Origin of the sequence: Parafrankia elaeagni, from assembly GCF_000374165.1 — a bacterium.
Lineage (GTDB): Bacteria > Actinomycetota > Actinomycetes > Frankiales > Frankiaceae > Parafrankia > Parafrankia elaeagni.
On the sequence record NZ_KB893761.1, the window covers coordinates 11,008 to 31,891 of the forward strand.

The 20,884-nt window shown below is 70.1% G+C and carries 10 protein-coding genes and 2 pseudogenes; 8 read left to right on the forward strand and 4 right to left on the reverse strand.

Annotation, left to right across the window (positions count from 1 at the left end; all coding sequences use genetic code 11):
• Positions 1-2: 2 nt before the first annotated feature.
• Positions 3-470, reverse strand: coding sequence for a hypothetical protein (locus B207_RS0125920; protein WP_018639589.1), 468 nt, complete (start codon positions 468-470; stop codon positions 3-5).
• On the reverse strand, positions 448-4,035 hold the full coding sequence (locus B207_RS35660; RefSeq protein WP_051102673.1) for an RHS repeat-associated core domain-containing protein: 3,588 nt from the start codon (positions 4,033-4,035) through the stop codon (positions 448-450). Before B207_RS35660 ends, B207_RS0125920 begins: the two co-directional genes overlap by 23 nt.
• A 1,905-nt stretch (positions 4,036-5,940) precedes the next feature.
• On the opposite strand from B207_RS35660, the gene B207_RS0125930 reads away from it, so the two are divergent.
• From B207_RS0125930 to B207_RS35665, 4 genes are read left to right on the forward strand one after another with little or no spacing between them, the layout of a single operon-like run.
• The gene (locus tag B207_RS0125930; RefSeq protein ID WP_018639590.1) at positions 5,941-7,401 is read left to right on the forward strand and encodes a hypothetical protein; all 1,461 of its coding nucleotides are present in this window, start codon (positions 5,941-5,943) and stop codon (positions 7,399-7,401) included.
• Positions 7,402-7,418: 17 nt separating this feature from the next.
• Positions 7,419-8,588 carry a hypothetical protein gene (locus B207_RS0125935; protein WP_018639591.1) on the forward strand — a complete coding sequence of 390 codons (1,170 nt, stop codon included), beginning with the start codon at positions 7,419-7,421 and terminating at the stop codon, positions 8,586-8,588.
• A 45-nt stretch (positions 8,589-8,633) separates the two neighbouring features.
• Entirely contained in the window at positions 8,634-11,468 is a 2,835-nt protein-coding gene (locus B207_RS0125940) for an ATP-binding protein (protein WP_230205241.1), read from the forward strand.
• Between the two features lie 46 nt (positions 11,469-11,514).
• The gene (locus B207_RS35665) at positions 11,515-15,300 is read left to right on the forward strand and encodes a CHAT domain-containing protein (protein WP_018639593.1); all 3,786 of its coding nucleotides are present in this window, start codon (positions 11,515-11,517) and stop codon (positions 15,298-15,300) included.
• Positions 15,301-15,553: 253 nt separating this feature from the next.
• Here B207_RS35665 and B207_RS35670 read toward each other — a convergent pair.
• Positions 15,554-15,901, reverse strand: a pseudogene (locus B207_RS35670) (hypothetical protein); the annotation flags it as partial.
• A 331-nt stretch (positions 15,902-16,232) separates the two neighbouring features.
• Between B207_RS35670 and B207_RS35675 the strand changes: the two are divergent.
• On the forward strand, positions 16,233-17,177 hold the full coding sequence (locus B207_RS35675) for a DUF4037 domain-containing protein (RefSeq protein WP_230205226.1): 945 nt from the start codon (positions 16,233-16,235) through the stop codon (positions 17,175-17,177).
• A 299-nt stretch (positions 17,178-17,476) separates the two neighbouring features.
• The gene (locus B207_RS0125965) at positions 17,477-17,986 is read left to right on the forward strand and encodes a helix-turn-helix transcriptional regulator (protein ID WP_026311460.1); all 510 of its coding nucleotides are present in this window, start codon (positions 17,477-17,479) and stop codon (positions 17,984-17,986) included.
• 278 nt (positions 17,987-18,264) lie between these two features.
• Here the strand turns inward: B207_RS0125965 and B207_RS35680 are convergent.
• Positions 18,265-19,812 (reverse strand): annotated as a pseudogene (locus tag B207_RS35680) (ISAzo13 family transposase); the annotation flags it as partial.
• A 263-nt stretch (positions 19,813-20,075) separates the two neighbouring features.
• Between B207_RS35680 and B207_RS41950 the strand changes: the two are divergent.
• Positions 20,076-20,213 (forward strand): hypothetical protein, encoded by a 138-nt coding sequence (locus B207_RS41950; RefSeq protein WP_018639596.1) that lies wholly within the window; start codon positions 20,076-20,078, stop codon positions 20,211-20,213.
• Positions 20,214-20,405: 192 nt separating this feature from the next.
• Positions 20,406-20,795 carry a hypothetical protein gene (locus tag B207_RS43175; RefSeq protein ID WP_154675636.1) on the forward strand — a complete coding sequence of 130 codons (390 nt, stop codon included), beginning with the start codon at positions 20,406-20,408 and terminating at the stop codon, positions 20,793-20,795.
• Positions 20,796-20,884: the final 89 nt, after the last annotated feature.

Sequence of the window (20,884 nt, forward strand, 5' to 3'; positions counted from 1 at the left end):
GATCAACGGAGCAGGAGGGACTCCCCGCACTCGCAGGCCAGCGTGGCCTCCACCGCCAGTGCGCTCTGGTGGCGCAGCATGTCGGTGAGTTCCGAGGCGCTCCCGGGTGACAGAGCCAGGTTTCCCTCACAAACCACGAGCGAGCGCCCGGCCTCCCCGGGCCAGAGTGAGAGTTTGTACCGGTTCTCGGCGTGCAGCGTCAGCAGTCGGGCTGCCACCAGCCGAACGATCTGGTCGTCGATCTCCCGCACGTGCCAGACCACGTCGAGGAGTACGGGACTCCACTGTGTGTCGGCATCAGTCTTCGTCTGGGGGCCCTGAACGACATCGACGGAGACATCGAACTGGAGCGGACAATCGAAAGGGTCCGGGACTGTCACCCAGGCCCCGTATCCTTCGCTGTCCCGGATTGGTTTAAAGTCGAACTCGGTGTTCCTGAATCCTTCCTCAATGATGTCGAACACGTCCACGGGATCGCTCCTGGAAGTCGGCGAGATGCTGCCACGCGGGGAGTGCTGGTCGGATCTGCACGCGCGGCAGCGGCGGACGCGCCACAGCGGGTGATGCCGGCACGCTCGCGCTGGTTGGGACCGTGCCCACCGTGTCCGTTCTTCCAGTCGGGAGAACGCGGCAGGGCGCCAGCCCGAGGGGATCGACGAGCACGGTGGGGTTGTCGACGTACGTCCGTGGGTTCGGAGCGGGTGCCAGACCGAGGGGGTCGGCGCTGAGATAGCGGCCGCATTCCGGATCGTAGTAGCGGTGCCGGTTGTACGACAGACCGCTTTCACGATCAAAGTACTGACCAGCGAAGCGAAGCGGGTGATCGTCCCTGCAGCCGTCCGCGATGTCCGGCCCGTGCAGCGGGAGCCCCCACAGCGTGGAACGCGCCAGCCAGGCAGCCTCGCCGTCGCGCACGTCCACGAGCGCAGTGGGCGTACCAATCTGGTCGGTCACCATCCCGAAGACCTCGACGGTGGTCTCCGCCCCAGCGGAGTCTGCGATGGAGCGCGTGGAGGTCTGCATGACCGGGGTGACGGTGGAGGGCAGGTAGTCCCACGTGGTCGTTTCGCGTCGCGGGTTTACGGAGGACGACCTGCACGTCTCCACCATCGTCTCGCCGTCCCATGCGAACAGCGTCCGTTCGACGGTGCCGTCGGCGAGCTCCACGGCTTTCTCGATCCGGCGCCCGAGTGGGTCGTACCAGTAGCGGCACCGGGTACCGTCCGAACTTTCGAAGCCGACGAGGCGGTCCTCGCCGTCCCACTCGTACCGCGCCAACAGCTCGTCGTCTTGGCCTGAGTGCTCCCGCCGGCCGACTCGCCGGCCGCGTTCGTCGTGCCAGTAAGCCACGAGGTCGTCGCCGTCTCCGGCGCTCACCAGGAGCGTGCCGGCGTAGGTCCGGCCACCTCCACCGCCGCGGCGGCCAGCCGCGGTGGCAGTGGGCCAGTGGGCGGCCGCGATGTTGCCGGCCGTGTCGTAGGCGTACCGCTCCATCCCGCTGTCGCCCTGGACGAGGGTCACCCGTCCGGCGGCGTCCAGTTCGTAATGCCACCAGCCCGACACCGAGTCGTGGACGCCCACGAGCAGTCCGTCCTCACGGTATGTGTAGTCGCGTTCCCACGTGGTCGGCTGGCGCGTGCCGAGCGGGTCGGGGGACGGGCGAGTGACCAGTCGCTGGGACGCCAAACTCGTGCCGTTCGCCCAGCCCTGGTGCAGCGTGGCCACCTCACCGAAGTCGACCCGCGTCGGTGCGCCCGAGCCGTCGTGGCGCAGCGCCGTCACCTCTCCGTCCGAGGCGGTGAGCTCCGTCAGCCGGCGCCGCGCGTCGTAGGACCAGGTGCTGCGAACACCGGACGGCGTCCGTCGGTGGAGCCGGCGGCCCAGCGGATCCCAACGGGAGACGACGGCACGCCCATCCTGGCTCTCCGACAGCACCCGGCCCAGCCGGTCGCGGGTGATGTCCAGCCGCGACGTGGGCGACACCGCGGCGATCAACCGACCCGCCGCGTCGTGGACGAACGTGACGCGCTCGCCGTTCGTGATCTTCGCGACCACGTTGCCGGCCAGGTCCCGGCGGTACTCGACGCGGACAGCGCCCTCACGCGCGACGACAGCACCGGCGGCGTCACGTTCGTAGCGGACGGTCCGACCGTCGAAGTCGGTTTCACGGATGAGATGGCCGGCCGCGTCGTACTCGTAGGTCCAGACCTGACCTGCATAGTTGGTCACGCTGCGTAGCCGCAACTCGGTGTCGTACCCGTAGGTGACCCTGTTCCCGTCTGGGCCGACGCGTGCGGTCGTCATGTCGAAGTGCCCGATCTCGAAGCGGGTCAGACGCCCGGCCCGGTCCGTGTGGGAGACGAGATTGCCCTCACCATCGTAGGTCCAGCGGTCGCATACGCCGTCCGAGGTCGTCCGGCGGACCATGCGGCCCTCCAACGACCAGTGGAACCGGACCGTGTGGCCCGTGGGGTCAACGACGCGCACCACACGACCGAGCTCGTCGTAGCTCAGGCGAGACTGGCCGCCGGCGGGGTCGATCAGGACCGTCGGAAGACCGGCCCGGTTGTTAACCATGCGGTGAACGTCTCCGACGGCGTCCACGACACTCGTGACCGCGCCGGCGGGACCGCACATGTACGCGGTGGTCGCGCCCTCGGCGTCGACGACGGTCCTGAGGGCGCCCCGTTCGTCGTAGGAATAGGTCCAGTGGGCGCCATCCGGGGTGAGGACACCTGTGGGAAGTGGACTGTCGTCGTACTGGTACCGGGTCACGGCATTGTCCGGGCGTTCGACGGAGAGCAGGTTGCCGAGGGCGTCGTAGCGGTTTCGAATCACCCGGCCGATGGGGTCCGTCCGCGCCAGCAGCTGGTCATGGCGATTCCACTCGTAGGTGGTGCTATGGCCGTTCCCGTCAATCTCGCGCACAAGCTGGCCGAGCGCGTTGGCGACGTACGTCGTGACGTGCCCGAACGAGTCGGTGACCGAGGTGCGGTGCGCATCGGCGTCGTAGGCGAGCTCCGAATCGAGGAAACCCTCCGGTCCCCGCGTCCGCACACACCGACCGGCCTCGTCGTATTCGTAGGTGTACTGGTCGCCGTTGCGATCTGTCCAGCCGGAGATGCGTCCGTGCTCATCGTGTACGAATGTCGTGGGAACTCCGGACGAGTTGGTGACGGACCGCAGCCGGCCGAGGGAGTCGTAACCGTACCGGATCAGGACCTGCCGCCGACCGTCGACCTTCGCACACAGCGCGGTCACGCGGGTGCCCTCCGACACGACATCGACCCGGTAGCCGCCGCTGTGTCGGACCGCCCTGGCCAGGCCTGCCCCGTCACGGTCGATGCGAACCCAGTTCTCGTGCCGGTCGGTGATCTTGAATAGCGGCAGCTCGACCGACCCGTCCTCGCGGACGGGGTCGGCGTCGCCGCCGGGAGGCGCGCAGAAGGAGCGGAACCTACCGTCGTGCCGGTTCATGACCGTGTAACCGGCTCCGGCCTGGGTCAGCGCCAGCTGGCGATCCGCGCTCGCGACGACGACCTCGCCGGTGGCCGGGGCCGGGAACCACAGCAGCTCGCCGTCCTCGGCTACGTAACCGACGCGAGAGCCGGTGACGACGAGCCGTACGTCGAACAGCGAGCACCACCCCGGTCCGAAGTGCCAGCCCACCGGATTGGCCGACCCGTAGGAGCGGCCCAGCGTCAGGGCGAGCGTGCCCGGTAGGTCCACGTCGACGACCTGCATGAACATCTCGCCCGTGACCACGTCGATCGGGTCCCTGCACGGTTTCTGTCGGCTGCTGCCGGGTCGACCGGAAGCGAAGACCAGCCCTTCCCGTTTCATCTCCTTCGCGAGTCTGAGCGCCGAGCGGACGGGCTTGGGCTTCGACTGCGAACCCTTGCGCTGGGACGTACGCGGCCTCGGCGACGGCGCCGGCCGACTCGGCCGCTGGCCCCGGCGGCGCTCCTTCTGCAGCCGGGCCCGCGCGATGGCGCTGACCTCGTCCCGCTGCTTGGTGATGTGCTTGTCGATCATTCTGGCCAACCGCCGTTTCGGCGTGTGTCGCGGCTTCTTCGTCGAGTTCCGCGAACGCCCGCCCTTGAGCGGCTTCGTGCCGTGCCTCGGGTTGTCACGGCCGGGAAGCACGCCCGTCCGGCTCGTCAGGCGGCCTCCCTCCACCCGTTGCGACGACGGGCGCCGTACTGCGCTCACCGCGGCGTTCGGCTTTCTCTCCCGCGAGGTCGACGGCGTCCGCTGGCTGCCGGCCGGACTCCGCGCCGGAGATCTTCCTGCGGTCGTGGCGGTTGTGGAGCCGGGACGTCCGCTGTGCGCCCTGCCCGTGCGAGCACGCCGGAGCCGGCGCGGGACCTCGGCCGGGTTATGACGCGTCGCCCGCGTCAGCCCGCCGCGGGAACGGCGTGCCGCCGAGACGTCAGCGGTCGAGGCGCGGGACGTCGTGCCACGTCTACGATCGACGATCGCCTGCCTGGGGCGCGGCTGGCGGGCGAGGGACCCGCGCTTCGCGGCCTGCGGGCTGGGCCGGACCCGGGACGGCTGGGTGCCGCGTACGCGTCGGGGATGGACCGGCGCCGGGGTCGCGGCCGACCGCTGGCGCCGGGATGCGGGACCGCCGAATCCGGACCGAGCCGCCTGACTCCGTGGGACCCGAGTGGACGCGCCGCCACCGGTCAGCCCCGAGCGGCGCCGGCCCGACTGCTCGCCCCGGCGCGTGTTGGTGCGGACCCTGGCCGCGCGCAGTGGCTTGGCTCGGACCGGCGGCGGGTCCGGCAACGCGCGACGCCGGCGCGGGTTCGCCGGCGCGGACCTGCTGGCCCGGGTCTGCCTTCGCTGCTTCGCGCGTTCGTGCACCTGCCTGCCCGAGCGCCGCGGTGTGGACGCGCGCTCTCCGGCCGGCACGGCCTCACGACGTCGGCGAAGTGCGCCGGCCACCACGGCACGGGCTCGCTTTGACGTCGGCGCGGCGGTGCGTGGAGAACCACTTCGGAACAGACCGGTGCCAGCCTCGACCGAGGCCGTGGCGTCGACCGTGGCGGGCGGGCGTGTGGCGGCCGACCGGGGCGGGTGCGGTGCTTCGGTGGGTCGGGGTCGCGGGCGCCTCCTGACGCGCTCGCCAGGCGGGCCGGCCGCGGCGGGGACCGTGGCGGCGACCGGAGCAGGAGCCGGCCTGACGGTCCAGCTCGGACGGCGCGGGCGCGTCGAGTTCGGATCTGTCGGCCGGGCGGACTCGACGGTGGGCGGGTCCGGGGCCGGCCGACGTGGTCGACGCGCGTGCCGCCGCGGCACGTCCTGCTGCGCCGCGACCACCCGCGCGGCGCCCAGCGGCGGGATCACGCCGTCAGACGGCGGTTGAGCGAGCGGCCGCCGGCGGGCGCGAGACCTGGTCGGTGGGGAATCGTCGGTCGAGGCCGTGACGGTGGCGTCCGGCCCAAGAATGCCCGTATTGTGCCGATTGGCGCGGATCATGGCCTCGCCCCGTTCGAGTCAGTCTTCGCCTGGATTCTGTCATCCGCCGGGTACTCGCGGCGGCGAATACTCGTGGTTCCCGTCGTCGTGTGGTCGGGGCGCCGCATGGAACCGATAGATACCGCAAACTCCTCCGGCCGTGGCGTCCACGGCTTATAGTCACGTCATACGCTGGGCAGTCGTCCGCGGCGCCAGGACATGGGAGCCTGGTCTGCTGGTGGCCAAGCAGGCGAAACGGGGGCGTGGCGCCGTGTGCTGAAGTTTTTTTTGCTTTCGGTCATACCGGCTGTCGTCATACCGGCGGCGATGATCTTAATTTTTCGCGTTCTTCGGAACACGCCGTTGGTGATGGTCGGGCCCGATGAGGTGTCGCCGACACCGACGTCCAGCTCGGCTCTGGTCCCACGTGCCCGCGGGCACCTCGTACAGAGTCGCGACGCACCGAGGGAGAACGCGATGCCCATCGACGACATCATCGTGAGAAGGCCGTGGCAGGCACGATCACTGACAGTCGAAGCCGAGCGCAAGGCGGTGCTGTTCCGCAACGAGATCCCGGTCAAGGTCCTGACCGCGGGCCGCCGTTACTCTCCCGCGCGGGGCCTCCCGTTCTCCGCCGACATGTACGTGATCGAGTTCGACATGCGCAAGACCTGGCACCAGGAGGTACTGCGCGGCCTGCGGCTCGAGGACGGTGACAGCGTCGACGTCGCGGTCGAGGCGTGGGTGGGCCTCCAGACGGCGAACGAGCAGCAGCTCAGCGAGTGGGTGACGAGCTACAACCTGCTCAGCATGCCGAAGGATACGTTGCTGCGGAGGGAGTTCCGCCGCCGTTTCCAGGAGGTGTTCGGGCGCCTCGACCGGAGCCAGGTCATGCGCCATGCCTACGATCGCGAGGACCTGTGGAGCAGCGTCCGCCCCGGCGGGTCGAGCTTCCTGTGTATCCACGAGATCGTCGACGTCACCGTCCTGGATGACGCCGTGGCACTGGCCGACCGGGAGGGCCAGGTGGAGCGGACCCGGCTGCGCCACGAGCTCGCCCGCAAGGCCGAGCGGCTGCGCGTCCTCATCGAGCTGGCACGGGAGCAGAACCTGCCGCTGCACATGGTGGACGAGGAGCTCGCGAAGCGTTTCCGAGCGGCCGTCGAAACCCTCCGCGATCTCTACTCCGTAGGCTCCAACGCCTTTGTCGGAGCTTTCCGGGAGCTCGTCGCCCACTCCAGCGGTATCGGCGACCTCGCGACCGAGCACCGCCAGCTCGTCCCGTGGCTGATGAGCCGGGTCGAGGACCTGGTACCCAACAACATCCTTGCCTCCGTCGTAGGTTCGATGGCTTCGGGGGAGGACCGTGGGCACCCGCCGCCTCCGGCCGCCGCGGCCGCCGCGGGTGGCGCGGGTGGCGCGGGTGGGCGGCGGGAGGCCGAGCCCGCGATGCTCTCACCGCGCTCGACAGCCTGGCGCCCACCCAACGAACTTCGGATGACGCCGCCCGAGGCCCGCCTCATGGTGCGCGGCCTCGCGCTGCCCCACGTCGTCGGATGCTGCGTCGCGTCGCCTCCCACCGCTGAGGCGACGCTGTACCTCGTGAGCGACGATCCCGATTTCCTGGCGGAACGGATCCGCTCGGTCCGTGAGCACCTCCTCCGCGACCTCGCCGTCACCGACGTCGTCGTCCTCGCATGGTGCGCCGACCCCGACGAACGGCTGCCCGAGTGGTGCCGGGGGACGAGCCGCGTGGCGGCCCGGGCTGTGTCGGGCCGCCGGGACGCGGACGGCTCGGTCGTGCTGTCCGCCTACGACGGGAACGGCCGATCGATCAGCGACGAGCTGAGTCTGCTCCGCCTACGGACGTTCACCGAGGTGGTGCGTCTGCTCTCCGGCGAGGACGTGGTTCGCATAGACACCGCGGCTGCGGCGTAACCGGGCACCTGTCAGTTGTGACCGACGATCTGTGGCGGGAACCGGACGACTGGTGGATGTTCGGCTTGTCGGTGCCGTGGCTGTCGAACCAGGAGTCCGCTCGCCGTGGTGACGACCCGAGCCGCTCCTTCGCCGACCAGGTCCTGTTCCTGCGCACCATGGCCTCACGCGTCGACCAGGCCCCGCTGGACCCGTCGGACGGGGACGAGGACCGGAACTGGCGCGTCCAGCTCCGCTACTGGACGGAGGGCTGGGGTGGCAAGACGCTGCGCTGCGCGCTGTTCGGCGCAGCGCGAGGGAGATACGGAGCGGAGGACCTGCTCGCCCATCTGCTCGGGGCGTTGCCGCGCTCGCTCCCGCTCGAGCAGCTGGGCCAGGACGACGCCCGGTCGATGCTGCGCATGGACACGCCGGACCTGCGGGCCGTGGAGATCCGCCGGGCGATCCGCCGAGGCGATCCGCGGGCGACGCGGTCGGAGGTTCAGGCCGACGGCGACCACCTGACGGTCCCGCAGCCGCCGGCTGGTGAGCTTCTGCGGCCGACGGGTCGTACGGTCGGCGGCGCCGACTCGGCCCGGGTGCCGCCCGAGCTCGATCCCCTCGGCGTGCCGGTCGAGGAGCGACGAGACCTGCGGGTGGTCCCCTGGATCTGGTCGGCCAACACCCTCGAGGCGACGCTGTACGCACTCGTGCAGAGACAGGTGCCGACCGCGCTGGCCGTCGTCCTGTCGCCCGCGCGCCTGACACAGCGGGAGCGGGATCATCTGTCGGTCGGCAGCACTCGCCAGGACCTGCACGCCAGCCGACGCGACGACCCGCTGGCGGAAACGCTCTACAAGGCGTACCGAGGTTACAGCCGTGAGATGCGCGAAAGCTGCGTCGAGATGCACGTCTTCCTCGCGTCCGCCGGTGAGCTGGGACTGTGGTTCCCGAAACTGGTCGGAAACGATCTAAGCGCCGGCGGCGGTGAAGTCTCGGGCCTGTGCGTCTTCGAGGCGGCACCCGTCCGGACGCGGCACGACCAGACGTTGGTCGCCGATGCGATCGCGCTGCGCCGCCACGGCGGTCTGCACCGGTCCGAGGCTGGCGCGGTCGCCGGGCTCGCCGACAAGTTCCCGGCCTGGGAGGCGAATGTCGCGTTCCGATTCCCGGTCCTGGCGAACGACCTGTTCATCGCGGACTGGTAGCCGTGCGGGCCACGACGAGGGGGAGGGCACCTGCGCGTGACCGACATGCGTGAGCCGGACGGAGCCGACGAGGCGATCGACGAGTCGGCGACGATGGCGCGCGAGGACGGCGGCACGACTGTCGCCGTCGCCGTCGCGGAGATCCCGTTCCTGCCAGAACCCGCTGACACCCCTCGTGCGGACGCCGAGCGCCGCCAGTTCACCGAGTCGATGGGACACATGGCGCGTGCCCTGCACGTGCTCGGCGGTACGAGTCGAATACGCCGGACCTTCGAGCTGCGCTTGGTCGCCCCGCGCGAGAGCTCAGCGGAGATCGCGATGTTCTTCCTGGTCCACAGTTCGGTCCCGAACGACGGGCAGCTGTCGTCCAGCCGTGAGACGGACGCGCGTCGCGACGCCGCCCGGACGCTGCGCCTCGTCCTGTCGCTGGCACCCACCCGGCTGACCTGCTCCAAGGTGAGCTGGGACGCCACCTCCGGTGCGGCCAAGGATATGATCCGTAAGCGCGCGGGCGTGGACACCCGGTTCGGCTGGCGAGCGGACCTGCGGAAGTTCGATCTGCTGACCTGGGCGACGGAACTCGACCCGCTGTCGCGTGGCGAACGACTCGAGCGCAATCGTCGCAGTCCCCACAACCCCCGTCCTCGGCGGCGCCACGTCTTCCCGGCGTCCTTTCCCCGCGCGCGGGGCGACCTGCTGCCCGTCGTGTCGGCCATGACGGGCGCACCCGGCGAGTTGATGATCCGGATCCTGCTGACGCCTACGAAACTCGCTCAGAACGAGTATCGCGCCGCGGGCCTGATCCAGCGGGACCTCGCTGTTCGGCTGAAGGAGAACGCCCCGGACGCGGTGCTTGCGGTGCGGGCGAGTTCGGCGATTCAAGCGCTGCTGGACGCCCACGAGGTGTTCGCCTACCAGGCCGCTGTCTACGGCGAGGACGTGGAGTCGGTGCGGTCGGTGACGGCGGCGTGGCGCATGGAATTCGACGGGGCCCGCGGCAGGTCGGACGCGGATCTCCCCGTCGCCACCGAACCAGTCGCGCTGTCCGACACCACGCGCGGCCGGCTCGCGTTCGTCGACCAGCCGCAGCACCAGAGGCCTACCGGCCCCGAGGACGTGGCGGGGGTGTTCGACTGGCCATCGCCCCAGGCCGAGGAGCCTGGCCGGGAGCGGGAACACGATCAGCAGACAGACCCTGGGCTGCTGCGGGTGGGAAGCCTGATGTCCGCCGCCGAGGCGGCCGCCCTGTGGCGCCTTCCCGCAGTGCGGCCCGGCGGCCAGTCGGGGTTGCCGAGCCGGCCAATCAACCCGTTCGAGCAGTTGCCGCGAATGACCGACCACAACTTCCGCGAGCACGCGGGACAGTGCATCCCCATCGGGCGGGTTCGGCACCGGGGTTACAGCCTCGCCGCTGATTTCGTGCTGCCGGTGAGTGACGGCAATCCCGCTGGTGTCAACATCCTCGACCGCGTGATGCTCGTGGTAGGGGCCCCGGGTTCCGGAAAGACGAACTTCGCCTGCACGGTCCTCGACCAGATCGACGCTCGCGGCACGCCGTTCCTGGTGATCGACCCGACGCTGGGAGGCGAGTTTCGCGGACTGTCACCTGGCAGGCTCGTCGTCTACACCGTGGGCGAGCGCCACAACCCGCTGAGGTTCAACCCGTTCGCCGTTCCATCGAACGTCAACCTCCAGACGCACATCACCCGGCTCATGACGTGCTTTCGGTCCGCCTTCTGGATGTGGGACCCGCTGCCGGCGATTTTCGAGCAGGCGATCACCGAGGCATACTCGCGCAGGCTGTTTCCCGGCGGTCGACCGCCGGGGTGGCGCGCGGCCGACGTCAAGGGCGCGGACCTCGCCGGCCGCGCTCCGACGCTGCGAGATGTCGCGCGCGCGATGGGAACCGGCGCGGCGGACGAAAAGGACACCGTGCTCGCGGGTATCGGCCGGATGTGGTCCGCAGGTGGAAACGCCACCGAGAACCAGTCCACAATCCTCGCGTCGACCTCGATGCGGCTAAGCAGCCTGGAACGCAACTACGGCCACATCATAGGTGACAGCGGCCCGTACACCGACGTCGCGAGGCTCCTCGACACCCCTACGGTGCTCGAGTTCGGTGCGATCGGGGACGGCCAGGCGCTCGCCCTCATCGCCTCGTTCCTGCTGGTGAGCGTGGTCGGCGAGATCGAGACCGCCGACCGCCGCGGCTACCACGTGCTCGTGCTGGAGGAGGCGCACCGCCTGCTGGCCGGCACGGCATCCTCCACCGCCCGCGCCGAGTCCGCCGATTCCTCCGCCCAGGCCGCTGCGGACCTCAACAATCTGCTCGCCGAGGTGCGCAAGTACCACCAGGGAGTCATGATCCTTGACCAGCGGCCCGGCTCCCTGGTCGGCGGCGTCATCGACAACGCCTACCTGGTGGCGATGCACCGGCTCGGCGAACGAACCGGGTTCGAACACCTGTCTGACATGCTCAACCTGAACGCCGAACAGCGCCGCTTCGCTCGGGTCGGGCTGGACGTCGGTGAAGCCGTCGTGCTGGACCGGCTGCTGGGGGCGCCGGTGCTGATTCGGCCGGAGGTGCGCGAGCCGCCGCCCGAGGCCGACTGGGAGGTATGGCGGGCACGTGCTCGGCGGTTGCTCAGCGACGGTGGTCGAGCTGCGGTCGACGGCGACCGGGCGCGCTCGGTGCTCGCGAAGCTGCGCGCCGATCCCGACGACACCCGCCGGCTGGCGGCGCTGGGCCGGCGGCTGCGCGCCGACGTCGTCGGCTCGGTGACGGTCGCGAGGGTGCTGTCCGCGCTCACCGGCCAGCCTGATCTGGACGAAGAGCTGCTCCAAGCGGTCATCGACATCCTGCGCGAGGAGGCGCATTGACCGGGCGGCTGCCCGCCGGGGTCGGACCGACGCGTCGGGTGAGGCCGTGAGCAACGCGCTCGCACGACTGCGGGACAGGCTCGACCGGTTTCGCGCGAGCGGCGATCCTACGGTGGTGCTGGCTGCGGCGGCTCTGATCGACGCCGCCGCCGCGTGGTGGGAAAGAGGAGCGAAACCGGACGTCGCGATCTTGCGCGACGTCGGCTGGCTGCACTGGTACCGCTACGTCTCGCTCGACCCCGAGGCGGACCTCCCCTCGGATCTCATGATCGCACATGGCCTCTTCGAGATCGTCTACCAGCACGACCCGCGTGCGGTGCCGACCGACCTTCGAGACCACTTCCGTGCCACTCCGTCCGTCCGCGACGACGGCTTCCTCGAGGCGTTGACGAGCAGTTACGGCGCACAACTGCTGGAGGAGGCGTTGCGCGACGACGATCCGGCCGGGCTGGACGCGGCAGTCGATCACCTGAAGCGCATCGTCGCCACGGCCCCGAGGGGCCAGCCCGACTGGGCCGGGGCACAGTCGAACCTCTGCTATGCCCTGCGGGTCCGCTTCGAACGCGCGGGCTCGCTGGTCGACCTCGACGCGGCTGTGGCCGCCGGCGAACAGGCTGCGGTGGCCTTCTCCGCTCACCATCCCGGACGGGCCGACGTGCTGTCCAACCTCGGGAACGCGCTGAGTACGCGATTCGAGCGATTCGGCGTACCGGCGGACATCGACGCCGCCGTCACTGCCGGACGGGCGGCGGTCGCGGCGGCCGCGGGTGTGAAATACCCGGACCCGGGTAGACACCTGTCCGGGCTCGGCTCCTCCCTCGCGATCCGACACGCGCGCGCCGGGTCTTGGACGGATCTCGACGAGGCCGTCGCCACGACCCGGGCCGCTGTGGTGGCCACTCCCGTCGGTCGTCCCGAGCGTGCCGCGAGACTGTCCAATCTGGCCGTCGTCCTGCGAAGGCGCTTCCAGCGCAGCGGGCAGACGGACGACCTGGACGCCGCCGTGTCCGCTGGCCGGGAGGCGCTGGCAGGGCTCGCACCTCACCGGCCGGAGCGGGCCGGAGCCTTGGCGAACCTGGGCAACGCTCTGTTCGCCAGGTACGAGCGGTCCGGTGCCATGGGCGACCTCGACGGGACCGTCGAGGTTGGTCGGGAGGCGCTGGCGACGATCCCGCCGGAACATCTTAGCTGGACCGCGATTTCGTCGAACCTCTCCCAGGCACTGCTCGCTCGTTCTCGTCGTCGCGACTCGTTGGCGGACTTGGACGCCGCCGTTTCGGTCGGTCGAGACGCACTGGCGAGAACCCCGCCCGACCATTCCGGCCGTGCTGCGCTCTTGACCGGCCTCGGGCTCGCGCTGCGCGCCCGCCACGACCGGACCGGCTCTCCGGCCGACCTCGACGCCGCCGTGGACGTCAGCCGCGAGGCCGCTGGCCGTCTTCCCGACGGGGACCCGACCCGCGTCCACGCCCTGTCGAGCCTGTCCAATGCCCTGCGGGCGCGGTTCGAACGCGGTGGCGCGATGACCGATCTCGACGAGGCTGTCACTGTCGCGCGGGCGACGGTTGCCGCTGTGCCGGACGCTCACGTCGACCGCTGCGCACACCTTTTCAACCTGGGCGGCGCAGTTAGCCTCCGGTTCGAACGCACGGGCGCCTCGGGCGACCTCGACGAGGCACTGTCGGCCTTCCGCCGGGTCGTCGATCTCACACCGGGCGACCACCCGGCCCGCGCCGGTCGGCTGTCGAGCTTCGGTAATGCCTTGACGGCCCGCTTCGGTCGGCGCCACGAGCAGGCCGACATCGACGAGGCCGTGGTGGTCGGCCGCGAGGCGGTGGCGGCGACACCCACGGATCACCCCGATCTAGCGAGCCGATGGTCGAATCTGGCAGTCGCCCTCGCCTACCGGCATCAGTGCACCGGCGATCTCGCCGACCTAGACGAGGCCGTCGACACGGAACGCGCCGCTCTCTCCGTCACCGGGCCGGACCATCCCGACAGGGCGGTCCGGCTGTCCAATCTCGCTCTCAGCCTGCACACGCGCTTCGAGCGCACCGGCGAGTCGTCTGACCTCAACGACGCGATCGCCGCCGGCCGCGAGGCGCTCGCGCTCGCCCACCTCGACCATCCCCTCCGGGCCGTCATGCTGTCGGGTTTCGGCAATGCGCTCAGCGAGAGGTTCGCGCGGACCGGAGACTCCACCGACCTCGCAGAAGCCGTCGCGGCGGGCCGGATGGGGTACACCCTGACAATCGCCAGCCCGACCGACCGGCTGCGGGCGGCACGAGTGTGGGGCAAGGCATCCGCCGCCGGTCGCCTGTGGAGCCAGGCGGCCGCGGGATACGCTGCCGCGACAGACCTGATCGGCATGGTGGCACCCCGAAACCTGGCCCGGCCCGACCAGGAACACCGCATCGGTGAGCTCGACACCCTGGGCTCGGACGCGGCCGCGTGCCACATACGGGCGGGCATGCCAGAACGCGCCCTCGAGGTCCTCGAACAGGGACGGGGCGTGCTGCTGGGACAGGCCCTGGATACCCGTACCGACCTGACAGCCCTCGCCGAGAGCCACCCCGACCTCGCTGCCCGATTCGTCGCTCTCCGCGAAGCGTCTGACCATGACGGCCGCGGCCAACCCGGGAGCACCGAGGCATTCGCCGAACTGACCGCGCGGATTCGCGGACTGCCAGGCTTCGAGGGCTTCCTTCGTCCACCACCCGCCCGTGAGCTGATCGAGGCCGCCGGCGAGGGCACCGTCGTCGTCGTCAACGTGTCTACCCACGGCTCGCACGCGCTGCTGCTCGCCCGATCGGGTATCGACGTCGTCGAACTCGACGGCCTGACACCGTCGAAGGTCCGTGAGCGGGTAGCGGCGTTCGTCCGGGCCGTTTCGCCCCTACCCGGGTCGCACGAGTTGGGGGGCGAGGCCCGACCACCCCATGATCCGGAAGTGACAGTGAACGAGACCCTGTCGTGGTTGTGGGACGTGGCTGCGGAACCCGTACTCGCCGCGATGGGTGCGACTGGCCGACCTGCCCCCGGCGCGCCGTGGCCGCGTATGTGGTGGTGCCTGTCGGGCCTGCTGTCGTTTCTCCCGATCCATACCGCTGGTCGCCACGAGACTCGCCGGACACCGAGCCCCGCTACGGTGATCGACCGAGTCACATCGTCCTACACGCCGACGGTGCGCTCGCTGGCCCGAGCCGCGCACGGGGCCGGGATGCTCGGTTCCGGCGTCGTCGACGGACCCGGTCTGGTCGTATCCATGCCCCGCACCCCCGGTCATCCCGACCTTCCGGGCGCCGAGGCGGAGGCCGAACTGCTGCGTCGCTGTCACGTCGGTGGTGCGCGCGTCCTCACGGGTCCCGACGCGACTCGGGAGCGAGTCCTCGACGCGATGCGTGCGGCCCGGTGGTCGCACTTCGCCTGTCACGGTCACAGCGACCCCACCGACCCGTCCAACGGCCGCCTTCTCCTGCACGATCACGACACCGCGCCGCTGACCGTCGTGGACGTCGCTCGCTTGCGACTCGGTGACGCCCGGCTCGCGGTGCTGTCCGCGTGCACTACCGCCCGGCCGGGCGACCGGCTGGCCGACGAAGCCATCCATCTGGCCTCGGCGTTCCAGCTTGCTGGCTACCGCCACGTCCTGGGCACGCTGTGGCCGATCAGCGACACGCTCGCGACGACCGTGAGCCATGACATCCACCAGCGGCTCAGCGGGTCGGAGCCCGACGTCGCCGGGGCCCTGCACGCCGTCGTCCGAGCTCTGCGTGACGCGCTGCCCGACCACCCGTCGCTGTGGGCGTCCCACGTGCACATCGGGCCGTGACGCGAGCTAGCAGAGCACCGGAACGCCACCGTGGGGATCTCGACCAGCCAGCCGGGAGCGCCCGGGGCGGCGACCGCCCGGCCCACCGCGAGCGCGTCCTGCCCGAACACCACCGCGAGACGGTCCTGGGTCGTCGCTGATGACGGCATCGTCCATCCGTCGACCCGCTCGCCGTAGCGGTGCGCCAACTCATCGATGTTCAGGGCGTCGGCCAGCCAGTCCGGAGCCGCGACCACGAGGGCCTCCAATGCCGGGGCTCGGTGATGTTCAGGGCGAACGTGACCGTGCTGGCGAAGATCAGTAGACGTCGTGCAGCGTGGATGACTTCCGCGGGGCCGCCGTGCAGGTTGAGGTGGCGGGCGCCGAGGAGGAGGTGTCCGATGACGGAGAGATCGACTGCGGGTGCCACGAGGATCGCGACGTAGGTCGGGACTCCCAGGCGGATGCCGAGGGTGGCGACGTTGCCCAGTCCGAAGAGGAAGGTGAGCCCGACGACGGTTCCCGCGATCACTGTCACCATGCGGGCGGTGCCGTTCGGACCCACCAGGTCTGTGGAACGTGTGTTCGACTCGATGGGTGAGGTTGCCGGCTGGGTGCTCACTGGGCATCGCCCCTGGCCAGGAGCCTTGTGGTGACTGGCCGGACGGTGATTTCGGGGCCCTGAACCATGATCGAACGGTTCTTATTGTGTTGCGTTAGGTCCACTCGACTTGGACGCCCCTTGCCTTGGTAGAAGGCAAGGGGCGTCTTCGTTATGTCTGCCCGGGGGCCGAGCCCCCGGACCCCCACGGGCGCGATGTCTGGCGGGGTCGGTGGGATCATGGCGTCATCTGGTTCATGACAGGATGCCGTGAGGAGATCTCGGAGCCGTGTTCGGTCTCGATCTTTCTCGGCGGTTCTACGAGCAGGCGGTCCGGCCGCTGGTCCCAGGTGTGCCTCATGCTGCGGCGTTGCTTGGTGAGGGGTCCGAGGTACTCGGCTTCGACGACGAGGTCTCCACGGACCACGATTTCGGCCCCCGCGTGCAGCTGCTCGTCCCACCCGACTTTGACACCACGCCGGTCGACCTTGCCATGGAGAGGTTGCCTGTTCGGTTCGACGGTCTCCCGGTCGCCTATCCGGACAGTGATCGACACGGCGGGTGGTCACACCATCAGGTGGAGGTGACGACCGCGCGGGCGTTCTTCGTCGATCGGCTCGGCGTCGACCCCGCCGACGGGATGGATCTGGCGGGCTGGCTGCTGGCCCCGACCCAGATCCTGGCGGGCCTCACGGGTGGCGTGATCCTGCATGACCCGCTCGATCTGCTCACCGTGCGGCGTCGGGCGCTGGCCTGGTACCCGGACGATGTCTGGCGCTATGTCCTGGCGGCCGGCTGGCTGCGGGTCAGCCAGGAGGAACCGTTCGTAGGCCGCACCGGTGGCCGCGGCGACGACATCGGCTCACGCATGGTCGCTGCCCGGGTGGCCCGTGACCTTGCCCGGATCGGCTTTCTCCTCGAACGCCGGTGGGCCCCGTACAGCAAATGGCTGATGACCGCGTTCACGCGGTTGACCCTCGCGGACCAGGTCGGTCGGCACCTGCGCCACGCGATCAGCGCGACGCAGTGGCGGGCGCGCGAAGCGGCGTTGTGCGCCGCGGCCAGTCACCTCGCCGACGCCACGAACCGGCTTGGTCTGGCTGAACCGGTCGACCCCGCGCCGCGCCGCTTTCACACCCGGGACATCCAGGTACTCGGCGCCGAACGCCTCACCCGTGCGTTGACCGATGCGATCAACGATCCCAGTTGCGAGCCCTCCTCGCCCGGCTCGGCCACCGACCCGACGGCCCGCTCGGCCATCTCCCCGGCGCGATCGACCAGGCCGTCGACAGCGTAGAAGTCCTCACCCAACCGAACCGCCGCCGGGACTACGCACCCCTCCTCGGTCTCCGGGCCTGAGCGTTGCGGCTACGCGCGAACGCGCCCTCTGCCTCGCCTGTCGAGAACCTGGCAGTCCGGTGGGGCTGCGAGGTTCACCGCGCCGCTGGACAGAGATCTTTCGACTGCTCGGGCCGCCTGGCGGCAGGGCTCATGTCGAGGTCACGGCGTATGGGCCGGCGAACAGATCAAAAGACGAGTAGCGTATCTCATCGGATACGCTTAACGTCGTGATGGAGGGGGCCCGACGGAGGAGGAATGGCGGATTCGCTGGCAGGCCGGCTGATCGAATCGGCGCGAGTGGAGGCGGGCCTGTCCGGGGCCGAGCTCGCGCGGCGGGCGCGCACGTCGCGGCCGACGTTGGCTGCCTATGAGCACGGGGTGAAGTCACCGACGTTGGAGACCGCGACGCGCCTGCTGGCAGCGGCGGGCTTCCGGCTCGACGCCGTGCCGGTGCCCTCGTTCGAGGTCGTGGTGGACAGGCGGGGACGACCGTTCACCGTGCCGGATCGGCTGCCCCGGCTCCCGCTCCGGCAGGCGTTGGCACGGGTGCGCCTGCCGGTTCATCTGAACTGGTCCGACCCCGATCGGACCTACGACCTTACGGATCGCCGACAGCGCCACCGCCTGTACGAGATCGTCTTGCGCGAAGGGACGGCGGAGGACATCCTCGCCTACGTCGATGGGGCACTGCTCGTCGATGCCTGGCCGGAGCTTGTCCTTCCCGCCCAGATTCGGCGCGCCTGGGAACGGACCGCCTTGAGGTGATCACATCGTTGCAGCGGGCGGTTGCGCGGATCTTCTTCGGGCTGCCCGAAAGCGTGGGCTTCGCGGTCGCGGGCGGCGCCGCGCTCATCGCGCATGATCTCGTCGACCGCGAGACCCGCGACGTCGACCTGTTCACCGCCCTCCCGCCCACCGCATCGATCCCCGACACGGCAGCGGCGTTCGAACGCGCGGCTGCTTCGCAGGGCTGGGCCACCCGGCGGGTCCAGCTCACGGACAGCTTCGCCAGACTTGTCGTCGAGGCAGGCAGCGAGGCGTTGATCGTAGATCGCGTCGCCGACAGCGCCGCGTGGTGAATCCAGCAGGCGGGTGAGGGCCTGCTGCTGGGTCTTCCAACGATGGTGGATCAGGGTAACGAGCAGCCGGTCGGACAGCGACAGGGGCCCGCGCCGCAGGACGCGGTGACGTGCGCGTTTGTGGTGCAGGCTGATCGGCGGGTGGTCGAGGATGTACTGCTCGGCGGCGGCGAGCAGGGCGGTGAACTCGCCCGGGTCCATACCGGTGATGGTCGGATGGTGCAGCCAGTCCGGGGCCCGGTCGTCGGGCTGGCCGGTCTCGACGTACCGGGACGCCGGCGTCGAGACGGTGCGGGGTGGCGCCGGGACGAGGGTGTAGTTCCACTGGCCGTGCCAGTCATGGGCGGTCAGCGCCAAGGCGTCCATGACCTCGTCGGGCACGGTCAGCCCGGTCGGGTAGACGCCGGGGTCGAGCTCGGCGTGGACGCTCAGCCCGGTGCGCGTCGTCGTCGCGCCGATCGTGTTGACCACGACCTCGTGGCTGGTCAGCGGCCGGCCGCGCCAGTTCGTGCTGATCCGCGAGAACAGCCGGTGCTCGATCTTGTTCCATTTCGAGGTGCCCGGTGGGTAGTGGCAGACGGTGATCTGTAGGCCGGTGTCGGCGGCGAGTTTCGCGAGTTCGTGTTTCCAGAGCCAGGGGCGGTTCCCGTTGGAACCCCCGCAGTCCGCGGTGATGAGCAGCCGGCGCGCGTTCGGGTACTTGTCCCGGCCCATCTCCTGCCACCATTTCCTGATGGTGGCGACCGCGAACGCGGAGGTGTCGTGGTCGATACCGACAGAGACCCAGGCGGAGTTGTCCGCGAGGTCGTAGACGCCGTAGGGCACCGCCTTCTGGGCGTTCTTCTCGGGGAAGTCATGGGCGCGGACCCGCACCGGCTGCCCGGCGCGGTGCCATTCTCGGCCGGCGACGGCGTAGTCGCCGAGGACTTCCTTCTTCTTCGTGTCGACGCTGACGACCGGCTGCCCGGCCGCGGTGAACTCCTTGACTCGCTCGTTGATGTAGCGGAACTGGCCGTCGCGGTCAGGGTGCCGGGCGCCCTCGGTCGTGCGTGAAGTGCCCTGCAGGCTGAACCCCTCCGCGCGCAGCAACGCGCCGACCGTGTCCGCGCCGACCGGATGCCCGCCGGCGGTCAGCTGTCCGGCGAGCCGGCGGGTGGACTTCACCGTCCACCGCAACGGTGACTCCGGATCCCCCCGCTGGTCGGGCTCGACCAGCGCCAGCAGCGCCGCCACCAGCTCCGGATCCTTCTCCCGCAGCGCTTTGCGGCCCGCGCCCGGCGCGCGTACCCGACCCGCCGGGACGGCGCCGGACTCCAGCTCGGCCACGCCACGCGAGACCGTGTCCTGCGACACCCCGGCCGCCCGGGCCACCAGACGGATCCCGCCATGCCCGAACACCCGTGCGTCCGCTCCCAGCACCAGCCGGCGTTGCCGCTCGTCCAGATGCGGCAACAGCACCGCGAACTTCTCCGCGAGCACCACCTCGTCAACCTGCTCCACGCGCCGGACCATCCCACGATCAACCATGTAGATCAAAGACCGGAGTTATTTTCCGGCAGCTCCCTGCGTCCTCCGCCAGTGGCCGCGACCTCCTGAAGCGTCGGCGGGTCATCCGATGACCGCCAACGACTCCTGCCCTGCATGGTGTTATCGGAAAAAGACTCGTCAAGGGCACCTCGCCGACGTCCTACCTCGCGGTCGCGGTCTACCTGACCTACGCCGCTCCGACCGGGCGCGCGTTCCTCGACAATGCCCTGTACCCGTCGAAGTCGTGGATGGCGGACCCGGACCGACGCCGGGCCGCGGGCATTCCCGACGACCTGGAGTTCGCGACCAAACCCGCCCTCGCCAGCCGCCTGGTCGCCACCGCAACGACCCCGCGCTGCGCACCGCGCTGGCGCAGCGTGGCCTAGACTACGTCCTCGCGGTCGCGAAGACCCACCAGATCGACACGAAAGCCGGCAGGAAGAAAGCGATCGACCTCGTCGTCACCCCGCCCGCCACCGCCTGGAACCGGCTCTCCGCAGGTCACGGAGCCAGCCACTACCGCTGCCAGGCCGCAGCACTCCAACTCAACTGATCACAGAAGTCGGGCTGGACTATACATGGCCGCGAGCCGGGTCAACATCTGCACCTCGCCGGCAACGGTGACGGTCTCGTCGACTCCATCAGGAAACGACTGGTGGACTTCGGCGTCGATGCCGACCGAGGCGATGCCCAGTGAGCTCGTGACCACCGCGGCGCGATACCCGTTGCAATGCATGAGGCTTGCCCACCACTCCGTCGGGCCAGATGGGTTCGCGATTCTTCCCCGCCAGGACCGGCACGGCCGGATGTTCGAGCCGGGACAACGCCTGCCTTCCGCAACAGCGAACCGTCGCGAATTCCGCGCGTCGCGTCGGTACGGCGCGCGCGATCGCCGCGTATTACTGCGGCATCAGCGCATCGAGGGGTATGCCGCTGGTCCGTTCGTCGACCTCGACGTCTTCGGGTAGCAGCGCCGCGATCACGGTTCGGCCGGTCACGTGATTGATCGACACTGTGCGCGTCTCCTGGCGGACCGGATCCAGCACCGCTAATCGTG

Excerpts from the sequence above, each read along its gene's own strand:
- B207_RS35660 (WP_051102673.1), bottom strand. The coding sequence starts at position 4,035 with ATGATCGACAAGCACATCACCAAGCAGCGGGACGAGGTCAGCGCCATC.
- B207_RS0125930 (WP_018639590.1), top strand. The coding sequence starts at position 5,941 with ATGCCCATCGACGACATCATCGTGAGAAGGCCGTGGCAGGCACGATCA.
- B207_RS0125940 (WP_230205241.1), top strand. The coding sequence starts at position 8,634 with ATGCGTGAGCCGGACGGAGCCGACGAGGCGATCGACGAGTCGGCGACG.
- B207_RS0125965 (WP_026311460.1), top strand. The coding sequence starts at position 17,477 with ATGGCGGATTCGCTGGCAGGCCGGCTGATCGAATCGGCGCGAGTGGAG.
- B207_RS41950 (WP_018639596.1), top strand. The coding sequence starts at position 20,076 with ATGGCGGACCCGGACCGACGCCGGGCCGCGGGCATTCCCGACGACCTG.
- B207_RS43175 (WP_154675636.1), top strand. The coding sequence starts at position 20,406 with ATGGCCGCGAGCCGGGTCAACATCTGCACCTCGCCGGCAACGGTGACG.